At 47.2% G+C, this 21,421-nt stretch carries 19 protein-coding genes; 9 read left to right on the forward strand and 10 right to left on the reverse strand.

Annotation, left to right across the window (positions count from 1 at the left end; all coding sequences use genetic code 11):
• Positions 1 to 14 precede the first annotated feature (14 nt).
• From R5H20_RS17585 to trmB, 3 genes are all read right to left on the reverse strand, one after another.
• On the reverse strand, positions 15 to 1,712 hold the full coding sequence (locus tag R5H20_RS17585) for an NAD-dependent malic enzyme (protein WP_006636155.1): 1,698 nt from the start codon (positions 1,710 to 1,712) through the stop codon (positions 15 to 17).
• A gap of 88 nt (positions 1,713 to 1,800) precedes the next feature.
• On the reverse strand, positions 1,801 to 2,646 hold the full coding sequence (locus R5H20_RS17590; protein WP_006636154.1) for a YtnP family quorum-quenching lactonase: 846 nt from the start codon (positions 2,644 to 2,646) through the stop codon (positions 1,801 to 1,803).
• 92 nt (positions 2,647 to 2,738) lie between these two features.
• Positions 2,739 to 3,380 (reverse strand): tRNA (guanosine(46)-N7)-methyltransferase TrmB, encoded by a 642-nt coding sequence (gene trmB, locus R5H20_RS17595; RefSeq protein WP_006636153.1) that lies wholly within the window; start codon positions 3,378 to 3,380, stop codon positions 2,739 to 2,741.
• A gap of 179 nt (positions 3,381 to 3,559) precedes the next feature.
• Between trmB and R5H20_RS17600 the strand changes: the two genes are divergently transcribed.
• A complete protein-coding gene (locus tag R5H20_RS17600; RefSeq protein ID WP_006636152.1) occupies positions 3,560 to 3,838 on the forward strand; it encodes a YtzH-like family protein in 279 nt (92 codons plus the stop codon).
• Here the strand turns inward: R5H20_RS17600 and R5H20_RS17605 are convergent.
• The 4 genes from R5H20_RS17605 to thpR all read right to left on the reverse strand — a co-directional run bounded on the left by R5H20_RS17605 (position 3,833) and on the right by thpR (position 7,600).
• Entirely contained in the window at positions 3,833 to 4,636 is an 804-nt protein-coding gene (locus R5H20_RS17605) for a phosphotransferase family protein (RefSeq protein WP_006636151.1), read from the reverse strand. The genes R5H20_RS17600 and R5H20_RS17605 overlap by 6 nt on opposite strands.
• 451 nt (positions 4,637 to 5,087) lie before the next feature.
• On the reverse strand, positions 5,088 to 6,008 hold the full coding sequence (locus tag R5H20_RS17610; protein WP_006636149.1) for a YegS/Rv2252/BmrU family lipid kinase: 921 nt from the start codon (positions 6,006 to 6,008) through the stop codon (positions 5,088 to 5,090).
• Between the two features lie 52 nt (positions 6,009 to 6,060).
• Positions 6,061 to 7,008 carry a hypothetical protein gene (locus tag R5H20_RS17615; RefSeq protein ID WP_006636148.1) on the reverse strand — a complete coding sequence of 316 codons (948 nt, stop codon included), beginning with the start codon at positions 7,006 to 7,008 and terminating at the stop codon, positions 6,061 to 6,063.
• A gap of 40 nt (positions 7,009 to 7,048) precedes the next feature.
• Positions 7,049 to 7,600: an RNA 2',3'-cyclic phosphodiesterase gene (thpR, locus tag R5H20_RS17620; RefSeq protein WP_006636147.1), complete on the reverse strand. Its 552-nt coding sequence runs from the start codon at positions 7,598 to 7,600 to the stop codon at positions 7,049 to 7,051.
• Positions 7,601 to 7,709: 109 nt separating this feature from the next.
• Here thpR and cysK point away from each other — a divergent pair, with 109 nt between their 5' ends.
• The gene (gene cysK / locus R5H20_RS17625; protein WP_087962482.1) at positions 7,710 to 8,666 is read left to right on the forward strand and encodes a cysteine synthase A; all 957 of its coding nucleotides are present in this window, start codon (positions 7,710 to 7,712) and stop codon (positions 8,664 to 8,666) included.
• A 189-nt stretch (positions 8,667 to 8,855) separates the two neighbouring features.
• Here the strand turns inward: cysK and pepV are convergent, their stop codons facing one another.
• Entirely contained in the window at positions 8,856 to 10,247 is a 1,392-nt protein-coding gene (gene pepV, locus R5H20_RS17630) for a dipeptidase PepV (RefSeq protein WP_006636144.1), read from the reverse strand.
• Positions 10,248 to 10,353: 106 nt separating this feature from the next.
• Here pepV and R5H20_RS17635 point away from each other — a divergent pair, with 106 nt between their 5' ends.
• Positions 10,354 to 11,649 (forward strand): NCS2 family permease, encoded by a 1,296-nt coding sequence (locus R5H20_RS17635; protein ID WP_006636142.1) that lies wholly within the window; start codon positions 10,354 to 10,356, stop codon positions 11,647 to 11,649.
• A gap of 244 nt (positions 11,650 to 11,893) precedes the next feature.
• A complete protein-coding gene (locus tag R5H20_RS17640) occupies positions 11,894 to 12,115 on the forward strand; it encodes a DeoR family transcriptional regulator (RefSeq protein ID WP_006636141.1) in 222 nt (73 codons plus the stop codon).
• Positions 12,116 to 12,239: 124 nt separating this feature from the next.
• Here the strand turns inward: R5H20_RS17640 and R5H20_RS17645 are convergent, their stop codons facing one another.
• Entirely contained in the window at positions 12,240 to 12,965 is a 726-nt protein-coding gene (locus R5H20_RS17645; RefSeq protein WP_006636140.1) for a pseudouridine synthase, read from the reverse strand.
• 40 nt (positions 12,966 to 13,005) lie between these two features.
• Positions 13,006 to 14,634 (reverse strand): putative polysaccharide biosynthesis protein, encoded by a 1,629-nt coding sequence (locus tag R5H20_RS17650; protein ID WP_006636139.1) that lies wholly within the window; start codon positions 14,632 to 14,634, stop codon positions 13,006 to 13,008.
• Positions 14,635 to 14,870: 236 nt separating this feature from the next.
• Here R5H20_RS17650 and R5H20_RS17655 point away from each other — a divergent pair, with 236 nt between their 5' ends.
• The 5 genes from R5H20_RS17655 (at position 14,871) to pdxA (ending at position 21,403) form a co-directional block, all read left to right on the forward strand.
• Complete coding sequence (locus tag R5H20_RS17655) at positions 14,871 to 16,145, forward strand: BaiN/RdsA family NAD(P)/FAD-dependent oxidoreductase (RefSeq protein WP_006636138.1); 1,275 nt, start codon at positions 14,871 to 14,873, stop codon at positions 16,143 to 16,145.
• Positions 16,146 to 16,372: 227 nt separating this feature from the next.
• Entirely contained in the window at positions 16,373 to 17,908 is a 1,536-nt protein-coding gene (locus tag R5H20_RS17660) for a glycine betaine transporter OpuD (protein ID WP_029419188.1), read from the forward strand.
• A 417-nt stretch (positions 17,909 to 18,325) separates the two neighbouring features.
• The gene (locus tag R5H20_RS17665; protein WP_006636136.1) at positions 18,326 to 19,096 is read left to right on the forward strand and encodes a DeoR/GlpR family DNA-binding transcription regulator; all 771 of its coding nucleotides are present in this window, start codon (positions 18,326 to 18,328) and stop codon (positions 19,094 to 19,096) included.
• Positions 19,093 to 20,379 carry a four-carbon acid sugar kinase family protein gene (locus tag R5H20_RS17670; protein WP_006636135.1) on the forward strand — a complete coding sequence of 429 codons (1,287 nt, stop codon included), beginning with the start codon at positions 19,093 to 19,095 and terminating at the stop codon, positions 20,377 to 20,379. Before R5H20_RS17665 ends, R5H20_RS17670 begins: the two co-directional genes overlap by 4 nt.
• A 13-nt stretch (positions 20,380 to 20,392) precedes the next feature.
• Positions 20,393 to 21,403 carry a 4-hydroxythreonine-4-phosphate dehydrogenase PdxA gene (pdxA, locus tag R5H20_RS17675; RefSeq protein WP_006636134.1) on the forward strand — a complete coding sequence of 337 codons (1,011 nt, stop codon included), beginning with the start codon at positions 20,393 to 20,395 and terminating at the stop codon, positions 21,401 to 21,403.
• Positions 21,404 to 21,421 lie beyond the last annotated feature (18 nt).

A 21,421-nucleotide genomic window follows, 5' to 3' on the forward strand; every position in this document is an offset into this window, starting at 1 on the left:
TGCCGCATCTTTTTTTATATAGCGCGGATCGGCCGATAAACCGGGTGCCACATGGCATCCTGGACCGCCTGGATGATGTCTTCGGGCTCTGATTCGGCAACCCCGTCCTTGACGGCTGCTTGAATGACAGCGGTCGCAACGGTCGCCGACACTGTCCGCAAATCTTCAACTTGAGGAAGCAGGGCTGCCCCCGGCTTGCCGACGTCAACCATATTGGCAATCGCTTCAGCACTTGCGAAAAACATATTATCGGTGATCAGTCTCGCTTTTGAGACGAGTGTTCCAAGTCCGAGGCCCGGGAAGACAAACGCATTGTTCGCCTGGCCGATCACATATTCCGTGCCATTATAGGAAACCGGCTCAAAAGGACTCCCTATGGCAACGAGCGCTCTTCCTTCCGTCCATTTGATTAAATCCTCCGGCTTTGCCTCTGATAATGTCGTAGGGTTCGACATTGGGAATATCGCCGGACGTTCGACATGAGCCGCCATGTCTTTGACAATTTTTTCGGTAAATGCGCCTGCAACGGTCGAGGTACCGATTAAAATCGTAGGCTGAACTTGCTTGACAACCTCTGCCAAATCAATCGACTCTCCCGGCCCGTTCCGTGCAAAATCTTTCACTTCATCAGCCGGCCTTGCATACGGCTTTTGAATGTCCTGCAAATCGGCCATATCGTCCGTCAGCAGACCGTTACGGTCGACGCACCAGAAACGGCGGTACGCTTCTTCCTCCGATATCCCTTGTTTGATCAGCGCGGCGCGGATTTGTTCAGCGTTGCCGATGCCGGCAGTACCCGCTCCAAATATGACGACTTTATGCTCTTTCAGCGGCATTTTTGAAATTTTCACAGCCGCCAGCACCGCGGCAAGCGTTACGGCTCCGGTGCCTTGTATATCATCATTAAAGGTGCATACCTTGTCTTTATATTTTTTCAAAATCCGGCGGGCATTCTGCGTTCCGAAATCCTCCCAGTGCAGCAATACACCCGGGAAGGTTTTTGTCGCGATGTCCACGTACTGATCGATAAATGAATCATAGCGTTCGCCCCTGATTCTCGAATGCTGGTTTCCGACATAAAGCGGATCATTCAGAAGCCGCTCCTGATTCGTGCCCGCATCAATGACGACAGGAAGCACTCTGTTTGGATCGATTCCGGCTGCTGCCGTGTACACGGCAAGCTTCCCGATAGAGATGGCGATCCCTCCGACTCCCCAGTCTCCGATACCGAGAATCCCCTCGGCATCAGTAGCAACGATCAAATCAATCTGGTCTTTTTCCGCAGCCAAATTTTCAAAAGCCGTTTTCATCCCTTCAGGATCATCGACAGACAAAAACAAGCCGCGCGGTTTTCTATATTCATGGCTGTACCGCTGGATCGCCGTACCAACGGTCGGCGTATAGACAATCGGCAGCATCTCTGTCATATGATCATTCAGCAGCCTGTAAAAAAGTACTTCATTTCGGTCATGAAGAGCGGTCAAATATACATTTTTGCTTAAGTCATCAGGCTGTGAGAGAAACTGCTTGTAAGCCCGCTTTGCCTGCTCCTCCAGAGTCAGTACTTTTGGCGGGAGAAGCCCGGTTAAACCGAGGGCTTTTCTTTCTTCCAAAGGAAACGCCACTCCTTTGTTCAGCAAAGGGGTTGATAGGACCTCAAATCCTCTTAAATGGGTTTCAATCACTTGTTCATTGAGATGTTCGTAGCTCACCCGTCGTCTTCCTTTCACGTGTTGATACCTATAGCATGGATAAGATTCGGGTAAACCATTCACGAAAAAGCCCGGCCGCTTGCGCAAGCTACCTCCTTTCCCTTTTCACTGAAAGCGCAATATCGCCGTTTTCATCCCATTTTAATGCTCTGTAGCATGCATCATGATAAAAAATGTACCATGCATTTGTTTCGGCCGCTTTTGCCTGCCATTGCTGTTTGGCGGAAATCGATGTCATCGGATAATCGTCATAAGCGAGCACCCATAATGGATTCCGGTGGGCATGCGTCGGCATGATATCAGCCATATGAAGAGCCGTTTCACCCGAATCTTCCAGCATGATCACAGAGTGACCGTCGCTGTGGCCGCCTGTGTGGTGCATTGTAATACCGGGCAACACCTCAAGCTTTTGTTCAAATGTTTTCACTTGCTGCTGAACAGGTTCCCAATTCTCCTTCCAGTATGTATTTTTTGAGCGGATATTCGGGTTCTTCATTTCCTCCCATTCTATGGAAGACGTATAGATGACGGCATTGGGAAATACGGATGCGAGTTTATCCCCGTCATCATGCGTCAAACCGCACGCATGGTCGAAATGAAGATGGGTCATGAGGACGCCGTCAATATCGCCGGTCGTCAGCCCAAGCGTTTTTAAAGACTCATCAAGCGCGGATTCTTCCGTAACACCGTAGTTTCTTTTTTGTTTGTCCGTCAGTTTGCCGCGCCCGATTCCTGAATCGATCAGCAGATTGACTCCGTCTTTTTGCACAAGAATAGGGTCTGTTCTAAGTTCAATCTGATTTTTTTCATTCACATGATATTTTTTTGACCACAGCGGCTTTGGGACAACGCCAAACATGGCGCCTCCGTCCATATGCGTCACACCGCCGTTTAACCACGTCAGCTTTATGCTTCCGATGTGTAAAGTTTCCATTATGATCCCTCCCACCTTATCGTAGCAAAAAAATGAAGCGGCATCAGCTTCATAAAAACAAAAAAAAACAGACCTTTTGATTGTCTGTTTTTTTAATTCCTCCATTCGGCTTCAACCCTGTAGATCGGCTGGCCTTTGGCGGCGAATTTTTCTTCATATTCAGTCATGACGTTTCCTTCAAAATCGCTCTGATGCAAATCAAGGCTGACGAACGTCAAAACGAGTCCGTATTCAGAAAAGCTTGTCAGGGAATATTCAAATAAACCGCGATTATCTGTCTTAAAGTGAATCGCCCCCTTGCCTCCCAAAACCTGCTCATATTTTTGCAAAAACGCATGATTGGTCAGGCGGCGTTTTTCATGGCGCTTTTTGGGCCAAGGGTCGGAAAAATTCAAATACACCCGCTCGATTTCCCCTTCCGCAAATACATCGGAAAGCATGTCTGCATTGATGTTCAGCAGCTTTACATTCGGCGCCTCCGACTGCTTTACCTTATCAACCGCCGTGACGATGACGCTTTTGAACAATTCAATGCCGATATAGTTTACATCCGGATGCTGCAGGGCCATTCCTGAAATAAACTGGCCTTTTCCGGTTCCTACTTCGATATGAATCGGGTTGTCATTTCCAAAAACGGAATGCCATTTCCCTTTATATTGGGACGGATCGCTGATCACAATATGAGAGTTTTCAGCCAAGTAATCATCCGCCCAAGGCTTGTGACGCATACGCATGTACCTTACACCTCTATCTGTTGTATCGTTTAACAACATACCATGAAATTTGCCGCCCCGCAAGGCCTCTTAGAAAGACGAAAAAGGACCGGGGCGCCGTCCCCTGGTCCTTCATGTATAAAAACCAGCTTTCTGAACAATTTAATCCATATATGCGAATGAAGGGAAGTGCTACTACCATGGGATTAAATCAAGAAAATCAGATTGATCTATTAAAAGACATTCTCTCTGACCATCAAACAGACTGCTCAGGCACCGTCGCAGAATGCGAACAGGTGGAACGGATCATCAAGTCTCTGATGGCCAACACAAATCTCGATGTAAATCTGAAAGGCGTCCTTGAAGACATTTACCTCTACAGTCAAAGAGGGAGAGCTTCTTCTTCAATAAACGACCACATATTGGCGCATCAGGACCGTCTCACACAATGGGTGGAAGAAATTGATTCCTTTTCATAAAGGGCGGGCAAGGCGCTCCATCAGCGTGTGCAGCTGTTCAAGCCCCTGCTTAAAGCCCTCATCATTTCGTTTCGCCTTTTGCCTAAGTATTGTCATTGCCGTCTCGGCCAATACGTACCATGCCATTCGCTGCTTGAGGTTGTCCGTTAAGGGGGCGCCGTATCGTTCAAACCAGCTTTCCCACTCCTGCTCCTCTACGTAATGGTAAAGAAGAGGCCCGAGATCGATGGCAGGATCTGCAATCATCGGACCATCCCAATCGATTAAATAAAGCTGATTCTGATCTGTAAGAAGCCAATTATTATGATTGACATCGCAGTGGCAGACGACTTTTTCCCCTGATTGAACCTCGCCAAGATGATGTTCAAGGTAAAAGAGCGCTTGATCCAGCTGCGGAATCGGATATTGTCGGGCTTGGATAAATTGCTTTAATTGAGTGATGACAGAGCTTGGCTGAAAAGGCTGTTTTCCTAATCGTTTCAGCATATCTAAAAGCTCTTTGGAGGTGTGGATTTTCCGGAGCATTTCAGCCACTGCCTGACTGTTCATGTCCTTCGGCTTCAGCTCTCTGCCGCTCAGCCAGTGCTGCGCCGTAATCACATCTCCATTTTCCATTCGTTTTGTCCAAACGAGCTTAGGAACAATTCCTTCCGCGGACAGGACAGCCAAAAAAGGAGAGCTGTTCCGCTTCAAAAAAAGCTGCTGCCCATTATGTTTTGCATAATATGCGTCTCCTGTAGCTCCTCCTGCGGGGGAAATCTCCCATTCGCTACCTAGTAATTGTCCCAACCAGTTCATCGATTTTCAACCCATCATTTCATTAAAAGATTTTAAAAGCATTTTGCCTCCCGTATCTAAGAAAACAAGATGCCTGTATTGATCGTCTCTCTATATTAAAATAAAAAGACGGCTATTGAGAGTCATTTGTGCTAAACAATAGCCGTCTTTTTAAATTTTAGCGCTAGACGCCAAACTTCGTCAAGCAAAACTAGAAAATCCCTTCGGCTCGTACAGATGATACGCACTTATGGCATTTTAGCCGATAACGCTCATGTCTCAAATCTGCTGTAAAAAAACCTTTCGAAAGGAAAATGAACAGGGCAACCCATTTTGTCTGAACCGTTTAGTCATCCGTTCATTTTACTCTAAAACGGGATTGCCCGGGAATCAAAGGCTATAGGAGCCGGCCGGTGAACAACCGTTTTTTCTCGTCCCAGCTGTTCTTCAGGACCGGATCACCGTCTCTCCTTTATGCTTTTAAACGGAGATGTTCCTCTCCCGTCTTGACAAAAACAGGCGTTGAACCAATGACTTCCCCGTCGGCCTGGAAAAGAACGCGTTCATTTGTATGAAGGTAAATATCTTTCGTTTTAAACGAAGTGACCCCGTCTGCTCCAAGATGTTTGCCGAAAGACATCGCAAATAAAAGCGCCGCCTTTTTCAGCATCGGGCGGTCTTCAATGATCGTCACGTCTAACAGCTCCTCGCGGGGATTTGCGTGTGGGGCGATTTTCATGCCTCCGCCATAGTATGGGTGATTTGAAACGGACGCAAACCAAATTTTTTTAAACGTATGCTTTTCTCCTTCGGTTTCATATGAAAGGACAAACGGTTTGAATGTAAAAGCGACGGCCAAAAACAAAAACGGCTGGATGAGATGATTCAGCTTAAGAATGCCCGTCCATTTCGGCAGCTCTGATATTTTTTTCGCGATGCAGGCGTCAAACCCGATGCTGAGATGGTTGGCAAAATAAAGCTCACTTCCACTGTCTTTTGGTTGAAAGCTGCCGAGCGCGTACGTCCGGGTCAGAGATTTCCCGGCTTTTTTGAGCCCCTTAACGACATCTGATTTTTTAATGGAGAAGCCCCTTTTAAAATCATTTGCAGAACCTGCCGGAATGACGCTGAGCTGAATGTCCTGGAGGCTGATCAACCCGTTTAGGACTTCATGGATTGTGCCGTCTCCGCCAATGATCAGCAGGCGCTTCAGCCTGTCATCCTGGATCGTCGATATCTGCCTTGCCAACACTTCGGCATGCCCCGGGTGCTGAGTCATGAACGACCGGTACGAAATATTTGTTTTTTGCAGTTCTTTTTGCAATGACTTCCATACTCTGAGAGCCGACGATCTTCCTGCTTTCGGATTAATGATGATATACCATTCACTCATGATTCATTTCTCCATTTTATAGTATGAAAAAGCCGGGATAACGATCTGACGGTTAATCAAGCCATTCTTTTCTGCGTTTTGCGTTCGATACACCGTAAGATAACAAAAGGCTGGCCGCTTTCAGCTGTCTGCTTTTAATCGGGGCGGTGTTTTTTTGCTGTCTCGCCAGCCATTCGCTCCATTGTCTGCGGTCATATATTTCGATTCCATACGGAGGTTCTGGATAATCGATATACGACGTCCTGCTGATGATGGCTTTGCGCACGGGCAGTTCAACACCTGACCCCTTTAATAGTCCGGAAAGGACCGAACCGGTTCTGAATAGTTCTGTCAACGGATTTAAAACAGATGTTTCCCTTCCTCTTACGGTTTTTTCCTTCCAAAAACGGTGCTTGGAACCGAGATAGGTGCTTTCCTTGTCTCCTTCGAGAAAAGCCGCGCAATAAATTTCAAGCGGCGTGAAAATGATGATGCTTAATTCGACATCCGCCTGATTCACTTGTAAGACAGGCCTGTACATCAGAAAATAGGAATCTGGAAGCTGCTGCGCCAAAATTTGCAGAATTTTATCATTATTTATTTCCCGGGAAAGGCTGGAGATGTCCGAAATCGTCGAGCTTGCCCATTTTAATTGGAATTGATAGAGATATTCTTTAAAAAATGAAGCAAGCTCTTTTTTATCTGCGGGTATTCTCGCCATAAAATGTCTGTCCGTTTCAGCTTCCAAACCGTTAAACCATTGATCATCGGCTTCTTTTCCACTATTAATATCGGATACTTCTTTTTTTCTTTTTAATGAAAATTTTTTCTTTCTCCCGCCGCCAGGCTCCTCTATAGCGGCTTCTTCGACTGCCGGAAAACGGCCCGCTTGTTTTGCTTTCGAAATATCCTCCAGCGTCTGCCAGCGCTGTTTTTTTAAACGGATGAATTGATTGGTGTAGTGATAAGGGTCTTGCTCATATCTTGAGATGCAATCCTGTATTTTAATAATTTGTGCCATCGTTTTTCATCTCCGAATCTTACATTTCTGCTGCTTCATGCTATCCGCCGAAAGGAAAGACAGCTTTATGTTCGTATTTTGGAATCTGGTCTACATGCGTCTGAAAAATGGTAAGCCGGCTCGCTGTGAAGGAAACATCGTCCTCAAGCGGGTCTAAGCGTCCATGAAAAGAAACGGCTCCGCTCCATTTTCTGGCGACTGTCATATGGGGGTGAAACGGCCGTTTTTCAATCTTAAAGCCCGCCCCGGCCGCAGCCTGTTTCACCTGCTCCCGTACTTGAAAAAGAGCTGCGGAATGCTCCGGTTCAACATAGAGGATTCTCGGCTCAGACGGTTTGCCGAACGTCCCTGTTTGTCTCAGGTGAAGTTCAAAACAAGATGTGTCAGAAGCGATCAGACCGAGCTTGTCCTCAAGAAACGACAGCTGATCCTGATCAGCTGATCCGAGAAAGACAAGCGTGAAGTGGTAATCCAAAGGATGGACCCATTTATGAAAAGAAAAATCCGGACGGCTGCTGATTGAATGATAAAGCGGCTCTGCAAGCTCAGCCGGAAAAGGAATTCCAATGAAATAATGCGGTTTTACAGACATATGTATGACTTCCTTCCATTTATCTTCTTTACATTTTAACAAAAATCAAGGGCTTATAACCTCTCTATTTTTCACTTTTCCGGGGCTTATGATACGATATTGAAAGAACATGTTTTGTCAGAAAGGGTGCACAAATGTGAGAGCGGTTCAAAATATAGCCGAATTAATCGGGGATACACCCCTTGTCAAATTGAACCGGGTTCAGCCGGAGAATGCGGCGCAAGTCTACGTTAAGCTTGAATTTTTCAATCCGAGCGGCAGTGTCAAAGACCGGGCGGCATACCAAATGATTATAGACGCGGAAGAAAAAGGCCTCCTTATACCAGGGGCGACAATCATCGAACCGACAAGCGGTAATACCGGAATCGGACTCGCCATGAATGCGGCCGCAAGAGGCTACAGGGCGATTCTTGTTATGCCTGATACGATGACGAAAGAACGGATCAACCTTTTAAAGGCATACGGAGCAGAAGTCGTTCTTACACCCGGAGACGAAAGAATGCCGGGAAGCATCAAAAAAGCGCGGGAACTCGCAGAACAAATTCCCGGAAGCTTCATTCCGATGCAGTTTGACAATGAAGCCAATCCGGATGCCCATCGAAAAACAACCGCCTTGGAAATTGCCCGGGCAATAGAAGAAATCGGAAAACCGCTTGCCGCATTTGTCGCAACGGCAGGAACAGGCGGAACGATTACCGGCACGGGTGAAAAGCTGAAGGAGCTGTTTCCGGGAATAACCGTCCATGTGGCAGAACCGGCCGGATCGCCCGTCTTGTCAGGCGGGAAGCCTGGAAAACATAAACTCGTCGGGACAAGCCCGGGCTTCATTCCGAATATTTTAAATGAAGATGTCTATGATGAAATCTTGAAAATTAAAGATGAGGAAGCGTACGAGATGGCCCGCAGATTGGCGCGGGAGGAAGGCATTCTCGTCGGCCCTTCTTCCGGAGCGGCCTGCTTCGCCGCCATTGAAACCGCAAAAAAACTGCCGGCAGATCAAATCGTCGTCTGTATGACCGCGGATACTGGAGAACGCTATTTATCCAGCGACTTATTTCAATTTTAAAGAAAAACCACTTGATTTCCATGATTGAAATCAAGTGGTTTTTTTAGGCCATCTACGGTGTACCGCTTTTAACAAGACGTGAGCGCTTCACATGTCAACTGTTCATTTGAATAATACAGCATTCACCTGCATCCAGCAGCCAACTGTAAAGGAAAACTTCAAATTTCTCCCTTATCCCATCACCTGTTATTACTTCGCCAGTTCATAAATAGCTTGCGCGTAAAGGGATGCCGCCCGCAAAAGGTCGTCAATCTCCATATATTCATCTTTTTGATGAGCGATGTCTGGACGTCCCGGAAAGAGCGGACCAAACGCCACTCCCGCTTGCAGAGATCTCGCATAGGTCGCTCCACCGATTGAAATCAGCTCTGCTTTTTCCCCAGTCTGTTCCTCATATACACGCTGAAGCGTCTGAATCAGCTCATGGTCTTTTGGCACATGATGGGGCTTGCTGTCTTTAAAGCTTACAAGCTTTACGCCGTGCGCGCGTTCAAGCGCATCTTTGATCCGGCCGCTCTTTTCTGTTACGGGATAGCGGATATTGATGCCGACAGCACTCTCTTTATCTCTCACATAAGCGATGCGGCCGACATTTAAGGTCAGATCGCCGCTGATCTCGTCGCTGCAGGCGATTCCAAGCTTTTTCCCTCTTGTATCACCGCTAAACGCATCTGTTACCGCTTTGACAAAGTGAAGGCCAGCTGCATCAAGCGCTTGTGTATGTAAAAACTGTGTCAGGACAAGCCCGGCATTGATGCCGTTGTCAGGCTCCATCGCATGGGCCGATTTCCCGAATACTTTGACGCTCCACTTATCTCCGTTCTTGGTGATCCTGCCCTCCGCCCGTTTGCCTTTCACAAAGTCGGCAAAGGATGATTCAAAATCGGCTGTGACTGCTCCGGAAAGAACCGCTTCTGCATCGTCGGGAACCATATTGAGGCGCCGCCCCGCGTGAAGGGTTTCCAAAACCATTTCCGCATCCTTTCCATCATGCGGGCATTCAATTTGTAAAGCGGCGTCAATCAGTCCCTTTTCTGCATAAATGATCGGAAAATCGGCATCAGGCGCAAATCCAGCCGAAGGCATTTCTTCATGTTTAAAATAATGCTCCACACACCGCCAATCGCTTTCTTCATCAGTTCCAATGATCAGCCTGATCCGTTTTGACAATGGCAGATACAGCTCTTTCACAATTTTCAGAGCGTGAAATGCGGCCATCGTCGGTCCTTTATCATCGAGCGCGCCCCGGGCATATATCCGGCCGTCTCTAATGTCGGCAGCAAACGGGTCGCTGGTCCAGCCGTCTCCGGGCGGGACGACGTCAATATGGCAGAGAACACCGATGATCTCGTCGCCTTTCCCCCATTCAATATGGCCTGCATAGCCGTCGAGATTTTTGACAGTGAAACCGTTGGCCTCTCCTTTTTTCAGCAAAGCCGTCAAACATTTGTGAATCCCTTCGCCAAACGGCTTATCAGGCCCGGCGGTCTCCTCATCGAGAACGCTGTTGATTGTTAAGAAGTCTTGTATATCCCGAACAATTTCGTCCTTTCTCTTCGCTACCTCTTGTTCCCAGTTCATATTTCCACCCTTTCTTTTGTTAGATTCGCTAAAAACACTTGCAAAACCGACTGATAACGAATATTATAGATATTGTTTCGCTGCAATGTTCGTTATTGGAGGAATTATGTTTAACATAAAAGAAAACCAAACAACAGTCAAAAAAGAAATTCTTGCGGGAATGACGACTTTCTTTACGATGGTTTACATCGTCGTCGTCAATCCGAGCATTCTTTCAGGCACCGGCGTTCCTTTTGATCAAGTGTTCACGGCCACGATCATCGCCGCCGTCATCGGAACGCTCTGGATGGCGCTGTCAGCCAATTTCCCGATCGCGATTGCACCGGGGATGGGGCTTAATGCATATTTTGCGGTTTCCGTCGTCGGTTCGTCAAATGGCGCGGTATCGTATCATACGGCTTTCAGCGCTGTCTTTACGGCTGGAATTCTCTTTATTATCTTATCCTTAACACCGCTTAGAAAACAACTGATCGAAGCCATTCCGGCCAATTTGAAGTACGGCATTACCGCCGGAATCGGATTGTTTATCGCATTTGTCGGTTTAAGGGGAGCCGGAATCATTACGGCTAATGAAGCCAATTTGGTCGGCCTCGGCAACCTCCGTTCGCCGGAAGTGATCTTAACATTAATCGGGCTGGCTTTTTCCGTCGTTCTCATGGTCATGAACGTGAACGGCGCCCTCTTTTTCGGGATGCTTTTCACTGGTCTGATCGCATTTTTCACCGGTCAGCTCAGCTTTGAGCATGGCGTGATGTCAATGCCTCACCTGCCTGAAAAGCTGATCATCACCAATCCTTTGACAGCCTTTGGGGATGTCATCCATTACGGGCTTTACTCGGTCGTCTTTTCTTTCCTGCTGGTTACGATTTTTGATACAACCGGTACGATGATCGGAGTTGCCGAACAAGCGGGGCTTATGAAAAACAACAAGCTCCCAAATGCGAGAAAGGCGCTTCTTGCCGATTCAACGGCGACTACGATCGGCGCAATGTTCGGGACAAGCCCGACAACCGCCTATATCGAGTCCTCCGCCGGAGTTGCCGCCGGAGGAAGAACCGGACTGACTTCTTTGACAGTCGCCGTGCTCTTTGGAGCCGCATTGTTTTTCAGTCCGCTTGTGGGGGCGGTTTCGGGCATTTCAGCGATTACATCTCCCGCCTTGATCATAGTAGGGAGCATGATGATCGGATCTGTCTCAAACATCCGCTGGAAAGAGCTTGATGAGGCGTTTCCGGCTTTTCTCGTCATCCTTGCAATGCCTTTAACATCCAGCATTGCAACAGGAATCTCGCTCGGATTTATTGCATATCCGATCGTGAAAGCCGCGAAAAGAAAATGGCGGGAAATCCATCCGCTTGTCCTGATATTCGCGATCCTGTTTTTCATCCATATGTTTTTTTAGAGGGGCATTAAGTAGAAAAAGAGGCTTAGATGACAGCCTGAGCCTCTTTTTTAAAACGGTTCATCAAAGGGGTTTCATTTTTTCATAAATTTGGTCCGGGTTTTTTTCTGGATATTTCTCGAACACATCGTGTATAATATTTATTGATCATTTTAAGAATTGTTTGTTCATCGTCCATGCTGCATTTTGGAGACGTAAGTTGTGGTAGTCAAGTCCATTCGATCATATGATAGGGAGTGGTTGTTTGAAACCTTCAACAAACCGAATGCTAACCAGGATCAAATCAGTCTACATGTTTATTCAAGAAAAGGGACTCGTTACAACCCAGGAACTGGTTGATGAATTTGGCACTACACCTAGAACAATCCAGCGTGATCTGAATGTGTTGGCATACAACGATTTAGTTCGCAGCCCAAGCAGAGGTAAATGGGAAACAACAAGAAAAAAAGTGAGAATTTCTTCATAGAAAATGTTCCGAAAAATAGAATATTAACAAACGATCATATATATCACATAACCGGCAACTTTGCGGTCTTTGAAACTGCTGAATAAAGAACCGGCAGCCGCCGGTTCTTCCCCAGACACTCAGATCAATCTGAGTGTTTTTTATTTTTTAATGCCGCAAGCTCAGATTCGGTCAGTTCTCTGTACCCCCCTGCCGCAAGTTCTGCATCAAGCGCCACATCCCCCATTTTCAGCCGTTTTAAATAGACCACTTCATTGCCGACGGCCTTCAGCATCCGTTTGACCTGATGGAATTTTCCTTCCGTAATCGTCAAAAGCAGCTTGTGCCTGCCGCTTTCATTTTCGAGGATCACCGCTTTTGCGGGTTTTGTCACATACCCCTCTCCAATATCGACGCCGCTTTCGAGCTGATCGGCGGCAGCCTTTGTGACCGGCTTTTCAACATGCACCTCATACGTTTTAGGAACATGCTTTTTGGGCGATAAAAGCTGGTGGGCAAGCTGACCGTCATTTGTTAAAAGAAGCAGGCCTTCCGTATCTTTATCAAGCCGTCCGACAGGAAACGGCTCAAAGCGCAAATATTCCGGATCAAGCAAATCGATGATCGTCTCCTGGCGGCTGTCCTCTGTAGCCGACAGCACCCCCTGCGGCTTGTTCATCATCAAATAAATGAATTCCCGATAGATGACAGGCTCGCCGAATACGGTTACCTCATCAGCCGCCGGATCAATCTGTTCCTTCGCGTCCTTGGCAATCCTGCCCCCCACGCGAACCGCACCGTTTTTCAGCATTTTTTTGACGTCTTTTCTCGACCCATAGCCGCTATGGGCAAGCAGCTTATCCAATCTCATCGTGCAATCCTCCTTTTTCTAAATAAAAAGAAAAGCCCGCTTATGAGGCCTTTCTTTTGAAGAAGCGGCTCAACCGCTGTCCGAATATTTTTTCAAGCAGTTTCAAGCGGTAAGCCATATACAGGTAGACAAAGCCGCTGATCGCTGATGTCATGACGATAATCAAGGCGGACAGAATTTGTCTTCCCTCATATGAAATAAAGATGCCGAAAATGGCTTTGACAATCAATGTGACGATTCCCATTACCGCTGTCAAAATCACCATCAGCAAAAACCTTTTCAACAGTTTTTTATAAGAATAGCCGGCATGGCGTCTGATCATAATGAAGCCATACAATATAGATGCCGAATATCCGAGAGCCGTGGCCAAAATCGACCCTTCTCCCTGAAGCAGCTTGATCAGCGGCACGTTCAGCACGATTTTGATGATAATCCCAAGTAAAAGGCTGACAACCGCAAATTTTTGCTTGTTAATCCCTTGCAAAATTGCGGCGTTGACCGTGAACAATGAAAATAAAAGCGCTACTGGAGAATACCAGAATAAAATGTCTTGTCCCATTTCAGGGCGCAGGCTTTCCGAGCCGTAAAAGAACGTGTAGAACGGCCCTGCAAGAAGCGACATCCCGACTGAAACGGGAAGCACGATAAACAGGATAATCTGCATCGCCTGATCAATCTGTTTATTTAAAGCGGCAAAATTCCGGCTGGTGAAGTTTTCCGTAATCACCGGAATCAATGTCAGACCAAAAGCCGTCGCAAGAGAAACAGGTATCATGACAAGCTTGGGAACATACAGCGTCACGATCGCCAGCAAGTCCTGGCTGATGTCTTGAAAGCCGGCTTCAATCATCGCTTTATTGAACGTATTCGTATCAATATACTGAAAAAGCGGAATCGCCAGCCCGACAAACACATATGGAGCCGCATAGCTGAACAGTTCCTTAAACATTTGCTTATACGTAATATTTGACGGCGGGACAAGGTTCGGCTTCAGCGCCAGCAGATCACCTTTCCTTTTCTGCCAGGAAAAATAGAGAGTGAAAAGCCCTGCAAACGCGCCGATCAATGCCGCAAAAGTCGCATAGCCGACGGCGACCACAAGTCCGCCGTTCAATACCTTCATGACCAAATATGTCGCCGTGAGGAGAAAAACGATTCTGGCAAGTTGTTCAACAACCTGGGAAACGGCTGTCGGCCCCATCATTTGGTGGCCTTGGAAAAATCCCCTCACAAGGGCTAATACCGGCACAACCAACAGGGCCAGGCTGACCATGCGGATGACGTATACGACATGCTCAATCGTCAGTCCATTGTTTTCTGCACCGCCGAGGGCCGTCTTCGCAAAAAACGGTGCAGTGCAATATAGAAGTGAGAACGCAATGATTCCCGTAACAAGCATCATCGACATTCCGGCGCGCAGCATCTTTCTCGTTGTCTCATAATCACCGATGGAATTATACTTTGAAACAAACTTGGACACGGCCGCCGGAAAACCCATCGTGGCAATGCTCAAAAAAATCGTATATTGATTATAACCGTACTGGAACAGGGCACCTCCGGTGGCACCGACCATGGCTCCGAACGGAATTAAATAAATCATTCCGAGGATCCTTGAAATGTAGGTACCAAGCGTTAATATAAACGTGCCTCTTAACAGTTTGCTTGACATGTTCCTAATCACCATTTTTCTTCAATAGATTCAACTTTTCCATTTTACCACACAGGTGCTTCACCTAGGTAATAATAACTTGGCTAAATTAGATCTTTTGAAAGTTTTTCTAAAGATGCCGTTCTTTCGTTATAATATAAAATAAAGCGCAGATGATCCAAAGCCACATTCTGTGACAGCATCTGCGAACATCTTACGCACAGGCTTTAGACTGCAGGAAAGTTGAGGATTTTTAAATGAAGCATTTTGATGTAATCGTCATCGGCGGAGGACCGTCCGGGCTGATGGCCGCCATTGCGGCCGGTGAACGGGGCGCAAATGTTTTGCTGATCGACAAAGGAAACAAGCTTGGCCGGAAGCTGGCCATCTCAGGAGGGGGGCGCTGCAATGTCACCAACCGCCTTCCAATTGAGGAAATCATCAGGCATATTCCCGGAAACGGCCGTTTTTTATACAGCGCGTTTTCCGAGTTTAACAATGAAGATATCATTGAGTTTTTTGAACGCCTCGGCGTCAAGCTGAAAGAAGAGGACCACGGGCGGATGTTTCCCGTTTCCGATAAAGCGCAAAGCGTCGTGGACGCACTTTTGGGAAGACTTGAACAGCTGCATGTCGCCATCAGCACGAACGAAAAAGTGATATCTGTTTTATACGATGACCAAAAGGCGTACGGCATTGTAACAAACAACGGCGAAAAGATATTGTGCGGAGCGGTCGTTGTGGCGGTCGGCGGAAAAAGCGTCCCGCACACTGGATCAACGGGAGACGGCTATGAATGGGCGGAAAAAGCGGGACATACCATCACCGAGCTTTTCCCGACAGAGGTTCCCGTCACCTCGGCCGAGCCGTTTATCAAGCAAAAAACTTTGCAGGGCTTATCATTGAGAAATGTGGCGCTCAGCGTCCTGAACAAAAGAGGAAAACCCGTCATCACTCATCAGATGGATATGATTTTTACACATTTCGGCCTTTCCGGCCCGGCAGTGCTCAGATGCAGCCAATTTGTCGTGAAAGAATTGAAAAAGCAGGAAGATGTAAGGCTGAAGATTGATTTATTTCCCGACATTCACGAAGAACAGCTTTTTCAGCGGATGCAAAGAGAGCTGAAAGAAGCTCCGAAAAAATCGGTCAAAAATGTGCTCAAACCATGGATGCAGGAAAGGTATTTGCTGTTTCTGTTCGAGCGAAGCATGATTGATCCCGCTGAGACCTTTTCCACCCTTTCCAAAGACCGCTTAAGAGCTTTTGTAAAAGACTGCAAAGAGTTTACGGTCAGAGTGAATGGAACGCTTTCGCTTGAAAAAGCCTTTGTGACCGGAGGCGGCGTTTCCGTAAAAGAAATCGATCCGAAAAAAATGGCGTCCAAAAAGAAGGAAGGTTTATATTTTTGCGGGGAAATCCTTGATATCCACGGGTACACCGGCGGATACAACATCACCTCCGCCCTTGTCACCGGGCGGCTTGCCGGCCTCAATGCAGGGGAATTTTCGGTTTCCGTCAGAAAAAATTAAAAACGTGTCGACCCCTTAACCATCAAGCATAGCAGCAACTTTGGACAAGTTTTGTGACTTGTCTCTTTTTTTAAAAATATGTTACGGTAGAATCGTTTTGTTTCACCTGATTGTGGGTAATGCGACAACCGGACTAAACGTTATCTGCGAGAATGAATTTTCACAGTGTAACTCATACTAAATTGTAGGACAGGAGCAAGATGAAAAATGAATAGAGGGTGAGGATGATTTTGAAGAATATTTCAAGTGTTTTTTGGATTGTAATCGTCATCACAGCCGCAGCAGTCTTATGGGGAATCATAGCTCCCGACAATCTTCAGGCGCTGTCAAGTTCGATACAGGAGTATTTAACCAACACGTTTGGCTGGTATTATTTATTAGTGGTGTCCCTTTTTGTCGCTTTTGGAATTTTCCTGATGTTTAGTCCGATCGGAAAAATTAAATTAGGAAAGCCGGATGAAAAACCGGAATTTTCTCTTTTATCATGGTTTGCCATGCTGTTCAGCGCTGGAATGGGGATCGGCCTCGTATTCTACGGTGCAGCTGAACCCATCAGCCATTTCGCGATTAGCTCTCCATCAGGTGAAACAGAAACCGCTCAGGCCTTTAGAGACTCTCTCCGGTTTACCTTTTTTCACTGGGGTTTGCATGCCTGGGCAATATATGCGATCGTTGCGCTTTGCATCGCCTATTTTAAGTTTAGAAAGGATGCGCCAGGCCTTATCAGCGCTACGTTGTACCCTGTCTTTGGGGACAGGGTCAAAGGACCTCTCGGCAAGTTGATTGACTGCATCGCAGTATTTGCGACTGTAGTGGGTGTTGCGACAAGCCTTGGAATCGGTGCAACGCAAATCAACGGCGGGCTGAACTATTTATTCAACATTCCAAATAATTTTCAGGTTCAGCTGATCATCATCGCCATTGTGACGGTTCTCTTCCTGGCATCGGCCTGGAGCGGCATCAGCAAGGGAATTAAATATTTAAGCAACATTAACATGGGGCTTGCCGGTATTCTCATGCTCTTTATGCTGTTTGCCGGCCCGACGGTGCTGATCATGAATTCGTTCACAGATACTATCGGAACCTATTTTTCAAATTTGGTGCAGATGAGCTTCAGGCTATCGCCAATTAATGAAGAAGGCCGGCAGTGGATCAACTCATGGACGATTTTTTACTGGGCATGGTGGATTTCCTGGTCTCCGTTTGTCGGAATTTTCATCGCCCGCGTGTCAAGGGGCCGGACAATCCGGGAATTCCTCGGCGCCGTATTGTTTGCGCCGTCCCTCCTAGCGTTTCTGTGGTTCTCCATCTTTGGCGTTTCAGCCATGAATCTGCAGCAAAATGATATTTTCAATGTGGCCAAACTGTCTACTGAAACCATGCTGTTTGGAACGCTGAATCATTATCCTTTGCAGATGATTACATCGATTGTTGCCTTGATTCTGATCGCGGTGTTCTTTATCACATCTGCCGATTCGGCGACATTTGTGCTCGGAATGCAGACGACATACGGTTCTCTGAATCCGGCCAATTCGGTGAAAGTCTCTTGGGGGATCATTCAGTCGGCGATGGCCGCGGCTCTCTTGTATTCAGGCGGATTGACCGCTTTGCAAAACACCGCCATCCTTGCCGCGCTGCCATTTTCGATCGTCATAATTTTCATGATCGTCTCTCTGTACAAATCGCTCTCAAAAGAGCGGCGTGAGCTTAAAAAAACCGATGCATATCAAAAGCCTAGAAGCCCCCGGGTGAAAAAGGCATAAACAGCAAATCAGCAGTATCCTTTCATGTAGCCGGCAGCAGCCGGCTTTTTTATGCTTTCCTATATGAATAGCGGCGCACCTCCCCCCTGCTTCGAGATCATTAAGCGTGTAAGACGCCCCACTGTGAATAAGCTATGGCATTGTTTTGAGCACCGTTTATAATGGCCGGTTGATATACGGACGGCATTCCTTTACTTCAGTGCGCATTAATCCCCATTGGACTTTTCCCCTTTATGTGATGAATGAACATGAAATAGTCAAACAGGAAAAGAAAGCGGAGAATCAACGATATTCTGTTCATTTTCAACATTAATCACCAGGAATATGATATTTTTTCACAATAAATTGTTGACTTTTCACAAAATAATGACTATGCTAACCATATAGGATGTTCATAATTAACAAAAGGTGATAAAAATGCAACCTAACGAACGCAGAGATGTGATTTTGGAACAATTGAAAAAGCACAAAAAAATAGACATCGAAGCATTGGCGGCCGAATTGAATGTTTCCGCTATGACAATTCGGCGAGATTTGACCTACCTGGAGGAGAAGGAGCAGATCATCCGCACGCTTGGCGGTGCAGTTCTCAACAAGCCGCTTGTGATGGAATCTTCCTTTCAGACAAAGGAAGGAAAATATGCAGCTGAGAAAAAGCGCATCGCCGAAAAAGCGGCAGAACTCGTAAAAGAGAATTATACTATTCTCCTTGATTCTGGAACGACTACACTCGAGATTGCAAAGCTGCTGAAGTCCAAAAGCAATTTGACGGTCGTAACCAATGACATCAAGATCGCAGCGGAGCTGATGGACAGCGAGGTCAAGCTGATTCTCACAGGCGGGGAGGTGCAGAACAATATTGGCGCACTTTTTGGCCCGCTGACAGAACAGACATTGCGCAATCTGCATGTCGACTTGTGCTTTCTCGGAGCGCACGCCGTGCATCTGCATGTCGGGGTCACTGTTCCGACATTCGAAAAAGCATCTATTAAAAAACTGATGATCCAGTCCGCTCAGGCAACCTGGCTTGTCGCCGATTCCAGCAAGCTGGATCAAAAATCGCTCGTAAAGGTGTGCGACTTGAAGGAATTATCCGGTATCATCTCAGATTCCGGCATCGTCGATTATCATCCTTATGAATTGCAGGAGCTTTTAGATGTCATGACAGCAGAGGAGGAATCTCCATGAAAATTGGCGTCGTCGCAGATGATCTTACTGGAGGCAATGGTACAGGCGTCAAACTGACGAAGCTTGGTTATAACGTGGCAACAATGGTTTTTTACGACCACTTGCCATCATCGGAAGAGATCAATGGGGTGATCATTGATACCGATAGCCGCTATGCGAAAGCAGAAGTCGCACACCGCAGGGTGAAGACAGCGGCGGCGAACCTGAAAAAGTGGGGAACGGATATTGTCTGTAAACGCATTGACAGTACGGTACGGGGCAATATCGGGATAGAACTGGATGCTTTTCTTAATGAATGGGGTGATCGGTCCATCGCAGTCGTGGTTCCGGCTTATCCAGACTCCGGCCGTATCGTGTCAGGCGGCTATCTCCTTGTCCACGGAATACCGGTACAGCTTTCCGATGTCGGAAAGGATCCGGTTAAGCCTGTGACAGAATCACATATCCCAAAGCTTGTACAGAAGCAGAGCGATCATCAGGTTGAAAGCATCGGATTACAGACCATCCTCGCCGGCAAGGAAGCGATCAAGGCAGAAATGCGGAAGAAGATACAGGAAGGTGCACGAATCATTGTTCCTGATGCCATCTCAAATGAGGACATTGATGCTGTTGCCGGTGCAATGGCAGAGCTGGACATGTATCAAATGATTCCGGCTGATCCCGGTCCGCTTACTGCCGCTTTCGCTCAGGCATTCAGCAGAAAGCGGATGAAGGATAAAAAAATCATCGTCACAGTCGGCAGCGTCACATCGAACAGCTCCAAGCAGCTGCAATATTTGATCGATAAGACGAATCTCCACCCCATCTATGTCGATTGCAAAAAGCTTGCGACTATGGACGGAGCCTGGGATACAGAAGTAGAACGCGTCATCAAAAAAGCGATCGAAGAGTTAGAGAAGCAGGATATTCTCCTGATCACGACTGATGCTCTGGGATCGGAAATCCTGGATTTGAAAACACTGGCGGCAAAGCAGCATGTAAGCCAGGATGCATTGGCAAAGCGCATCGCGGACGGTCTTGGCAAGATTGCCAGAGTTGTGATACAGAACAGCCGCTTTGAAATTGGAGGCTGCTTTACCAGCGGCGGGGATGTAACCGCTTCCCTCAGCTCGGTCTGCAGAGTAGAAGGCATCCGGCTGATTGATGAAATCCTGCCGTTGGTCGCCTATGGGAAGTTTATCGGGGGGTACCTGGACGGTATTCCGATTGTCACCAAAGGCGGTACAGCAGGTGATGTGAAAGCGATCTACACAAGCGTGAAATATCTGGAAGCGACATTTTAAGGAGGAATATATCATGGCAGAAAGATCAATTATTGCAATTCCAATGGGAGACCCGGCTGGTATCGGGCCTGAAATCACGATGAAATCTTTAGCGAAGAAAGAAATCTATGATGTGTGTAAGCCGCTGGTGATCGGTGATACCGGAGTCATCAAAAAAGCGATCAAGATCGTGGAAGCGGATCTGCAAGTGAACGAAATTACAGCGCCAGCAGAAGGAAAATATAAATTCGGTACCGTCGATGTGATCAATCTGGCGAATATCGATATCGATAAGCTTGAATACGGACAAGTTTCGGCACAAGGCGGCCAGGGCGCATTCGAATACATTAAAAAATCCGTGGAGCTTGCCATGGCCGGAGAAGTCAAAGCCCTGGCGACGACGCCAATCAATAAGGAATCCTTGAAAGCAGCTGAAGTCCCATATATCGGTCATACCGAAATGCTGGAGGATCTGGCCGGTTCAGACGATCCGCTTACGATGTTCGAGGTGAACGGCATGCGGATCTTCTTCCTCACCCGCCACCTGTCTTTGCGGGATGCCATCGGCCAGATCACAAAAGAAAGAGTCCATGATTACTTGATTCGTTGTCACCGGGCATTGCAGCGGCTCGGGGTTCAAAACGGCAGATTCGCGGTGGCAGGCTTGAACCCGCATAGCGGAGAAGGCGGCTTGTTTGGCCGGGAGGAAATTGATCAAATTAAGCCTGGCATTGCACTCGCCGTGAAGGATGGAATAAATGCTGCAGGCCCGGTGCCGGCCGATTCGGTCTTCTTTCAGGCGCTAAATGGCAAGTATGATGCAGTGCTATCCTTGTACCATGACCAAGGACATATCGCTGCGAAAATGACAGACTTCCACCGTACCATTTCGATCACGAACGGTCTCCCGTTCTTGCGCACGTCAGTCGATCACGGCACCGCCTTCGATATTGCAGGCAAGAACATCGCAGAAAGCACCAGTATGGAAGAATGCATCAAGGTTGCCGCACAGTATGCACCGAACTTCTCGCCAAATAGCCTGTAAATAATACATCTAAAAGGA

The organism is Bacillus sp. KICET-3, assembly GCF_033261025.1.
Classification (GTDB): domain Bacteria; phylum Bacillota; class Bacilli; order Bacillales; family Bacillaceae; genus Bacillus; species Bacillus sonorensis.

Coding starts and splice junctions, on each gene's coding strand:
- R5H20_RS17590 (WP_006636154.1), bottom strand. CDS start 2,646: ATGGAAACTTTACACATCGGAAGCATAAAGCTGACGTGGTTAAACGGC.
- trmB (WP_006636153.1), bottom strand. CDS start 3,380: ATGCGTATGCGTCACAAGCCTTGGGCGGATGATTACTTGGCTGAAAAC.
- R5H20_RS17600 (WP_006636152.1), top strand. CDS start 3,560: ATGGGATTAAATCAAGAAAATCAGATTGATCTATTAAAAGACATTCTC.
- R5H20_RS17605 (WP_006636151.1), bottom strand. CDS start 4,636: ATGAACTGGTTGGGACAATTACTAGGTAGCGAATGGGAGATTTCCCCC.
- R5H20_RS17610 (WP_006636149.1), bottom strand. CDS start 6,008: ATGAGTGAATGGTATATCATCATTAATCCGAAAGCAGGAAGATCGTCG.
- R5H20_RS17615 (WP_006636148.1), bottom strand. CDS start 7,008: ATGGCACAAATTATTAAAATACAGGATTGCATCTCAAGATATGAGCAA.
- thpR (WP_006636147.1), bottom strand. CDS start 7,600: ATGTCTGTAAAACCGCATTATTTCATTGGAATTCCTTTTCCGGCTGAG.
- cysK (WP_087962482.1), top strand. CDS start 7,710: ATGTTTTGTCAGAAAGGGTGCACAAATGTGAGAGCGGTTCAAAATATA.
- pepV (WP_006636144.1), bottom strand. CDS start 10,247: ATGAACTGGGAACAAGAGGTAGCGAAGAGAAAGGACGAAATTGTTCGG.
- R5H20_RS17635 (WP_006636142.1), top strand. CDS start 10,354: ATGTTTAACATAAAAGAAAACCAAACAACAGTCAAAAAAGAAATTCTT.
- R5H20_RS17645 (WP_006636140.1), bottom strand. CDS start 12,965: ATGAGATTGGATAAGCTGCTTGCCCATAGCGGCTATGGGTCGAGAAAA.
- R5H20_RS17650 (WP_006636139.1), bottom strand. CDS start 14,634: ATGTCAAGCAAACTGTTAAGAGGCACGTTTATATTAACGCTTGGTACC.
- R5H20_RS17655 (WP_006636138.1), top strand. CDS start 14,871: ATGAAGCATTTTGATGTAATCGTCATCGGCGGAGGACCGTCCGGGCTG.
- R5H20_RS17665 (WP_006636136.1), top strand. CDS start 18,326: ATGCAACCTAACGAACGCAGAGATGTGATTTTGGAACAATTGAAAAAG.
- R5H20_RS17670 (WP_006636135.1), top strand. CDS start 19,093: ATGAAAATTGGCGTCGTCGCAGATGATCTTACTGGAGGCAATGGTACA.
- pdxA (WP_006636134.1), top strand. CDS start 20,393: ATGGCAGAAAGATCAATTATTGCAATTCCAATGGGAGACCCGGCTGGT.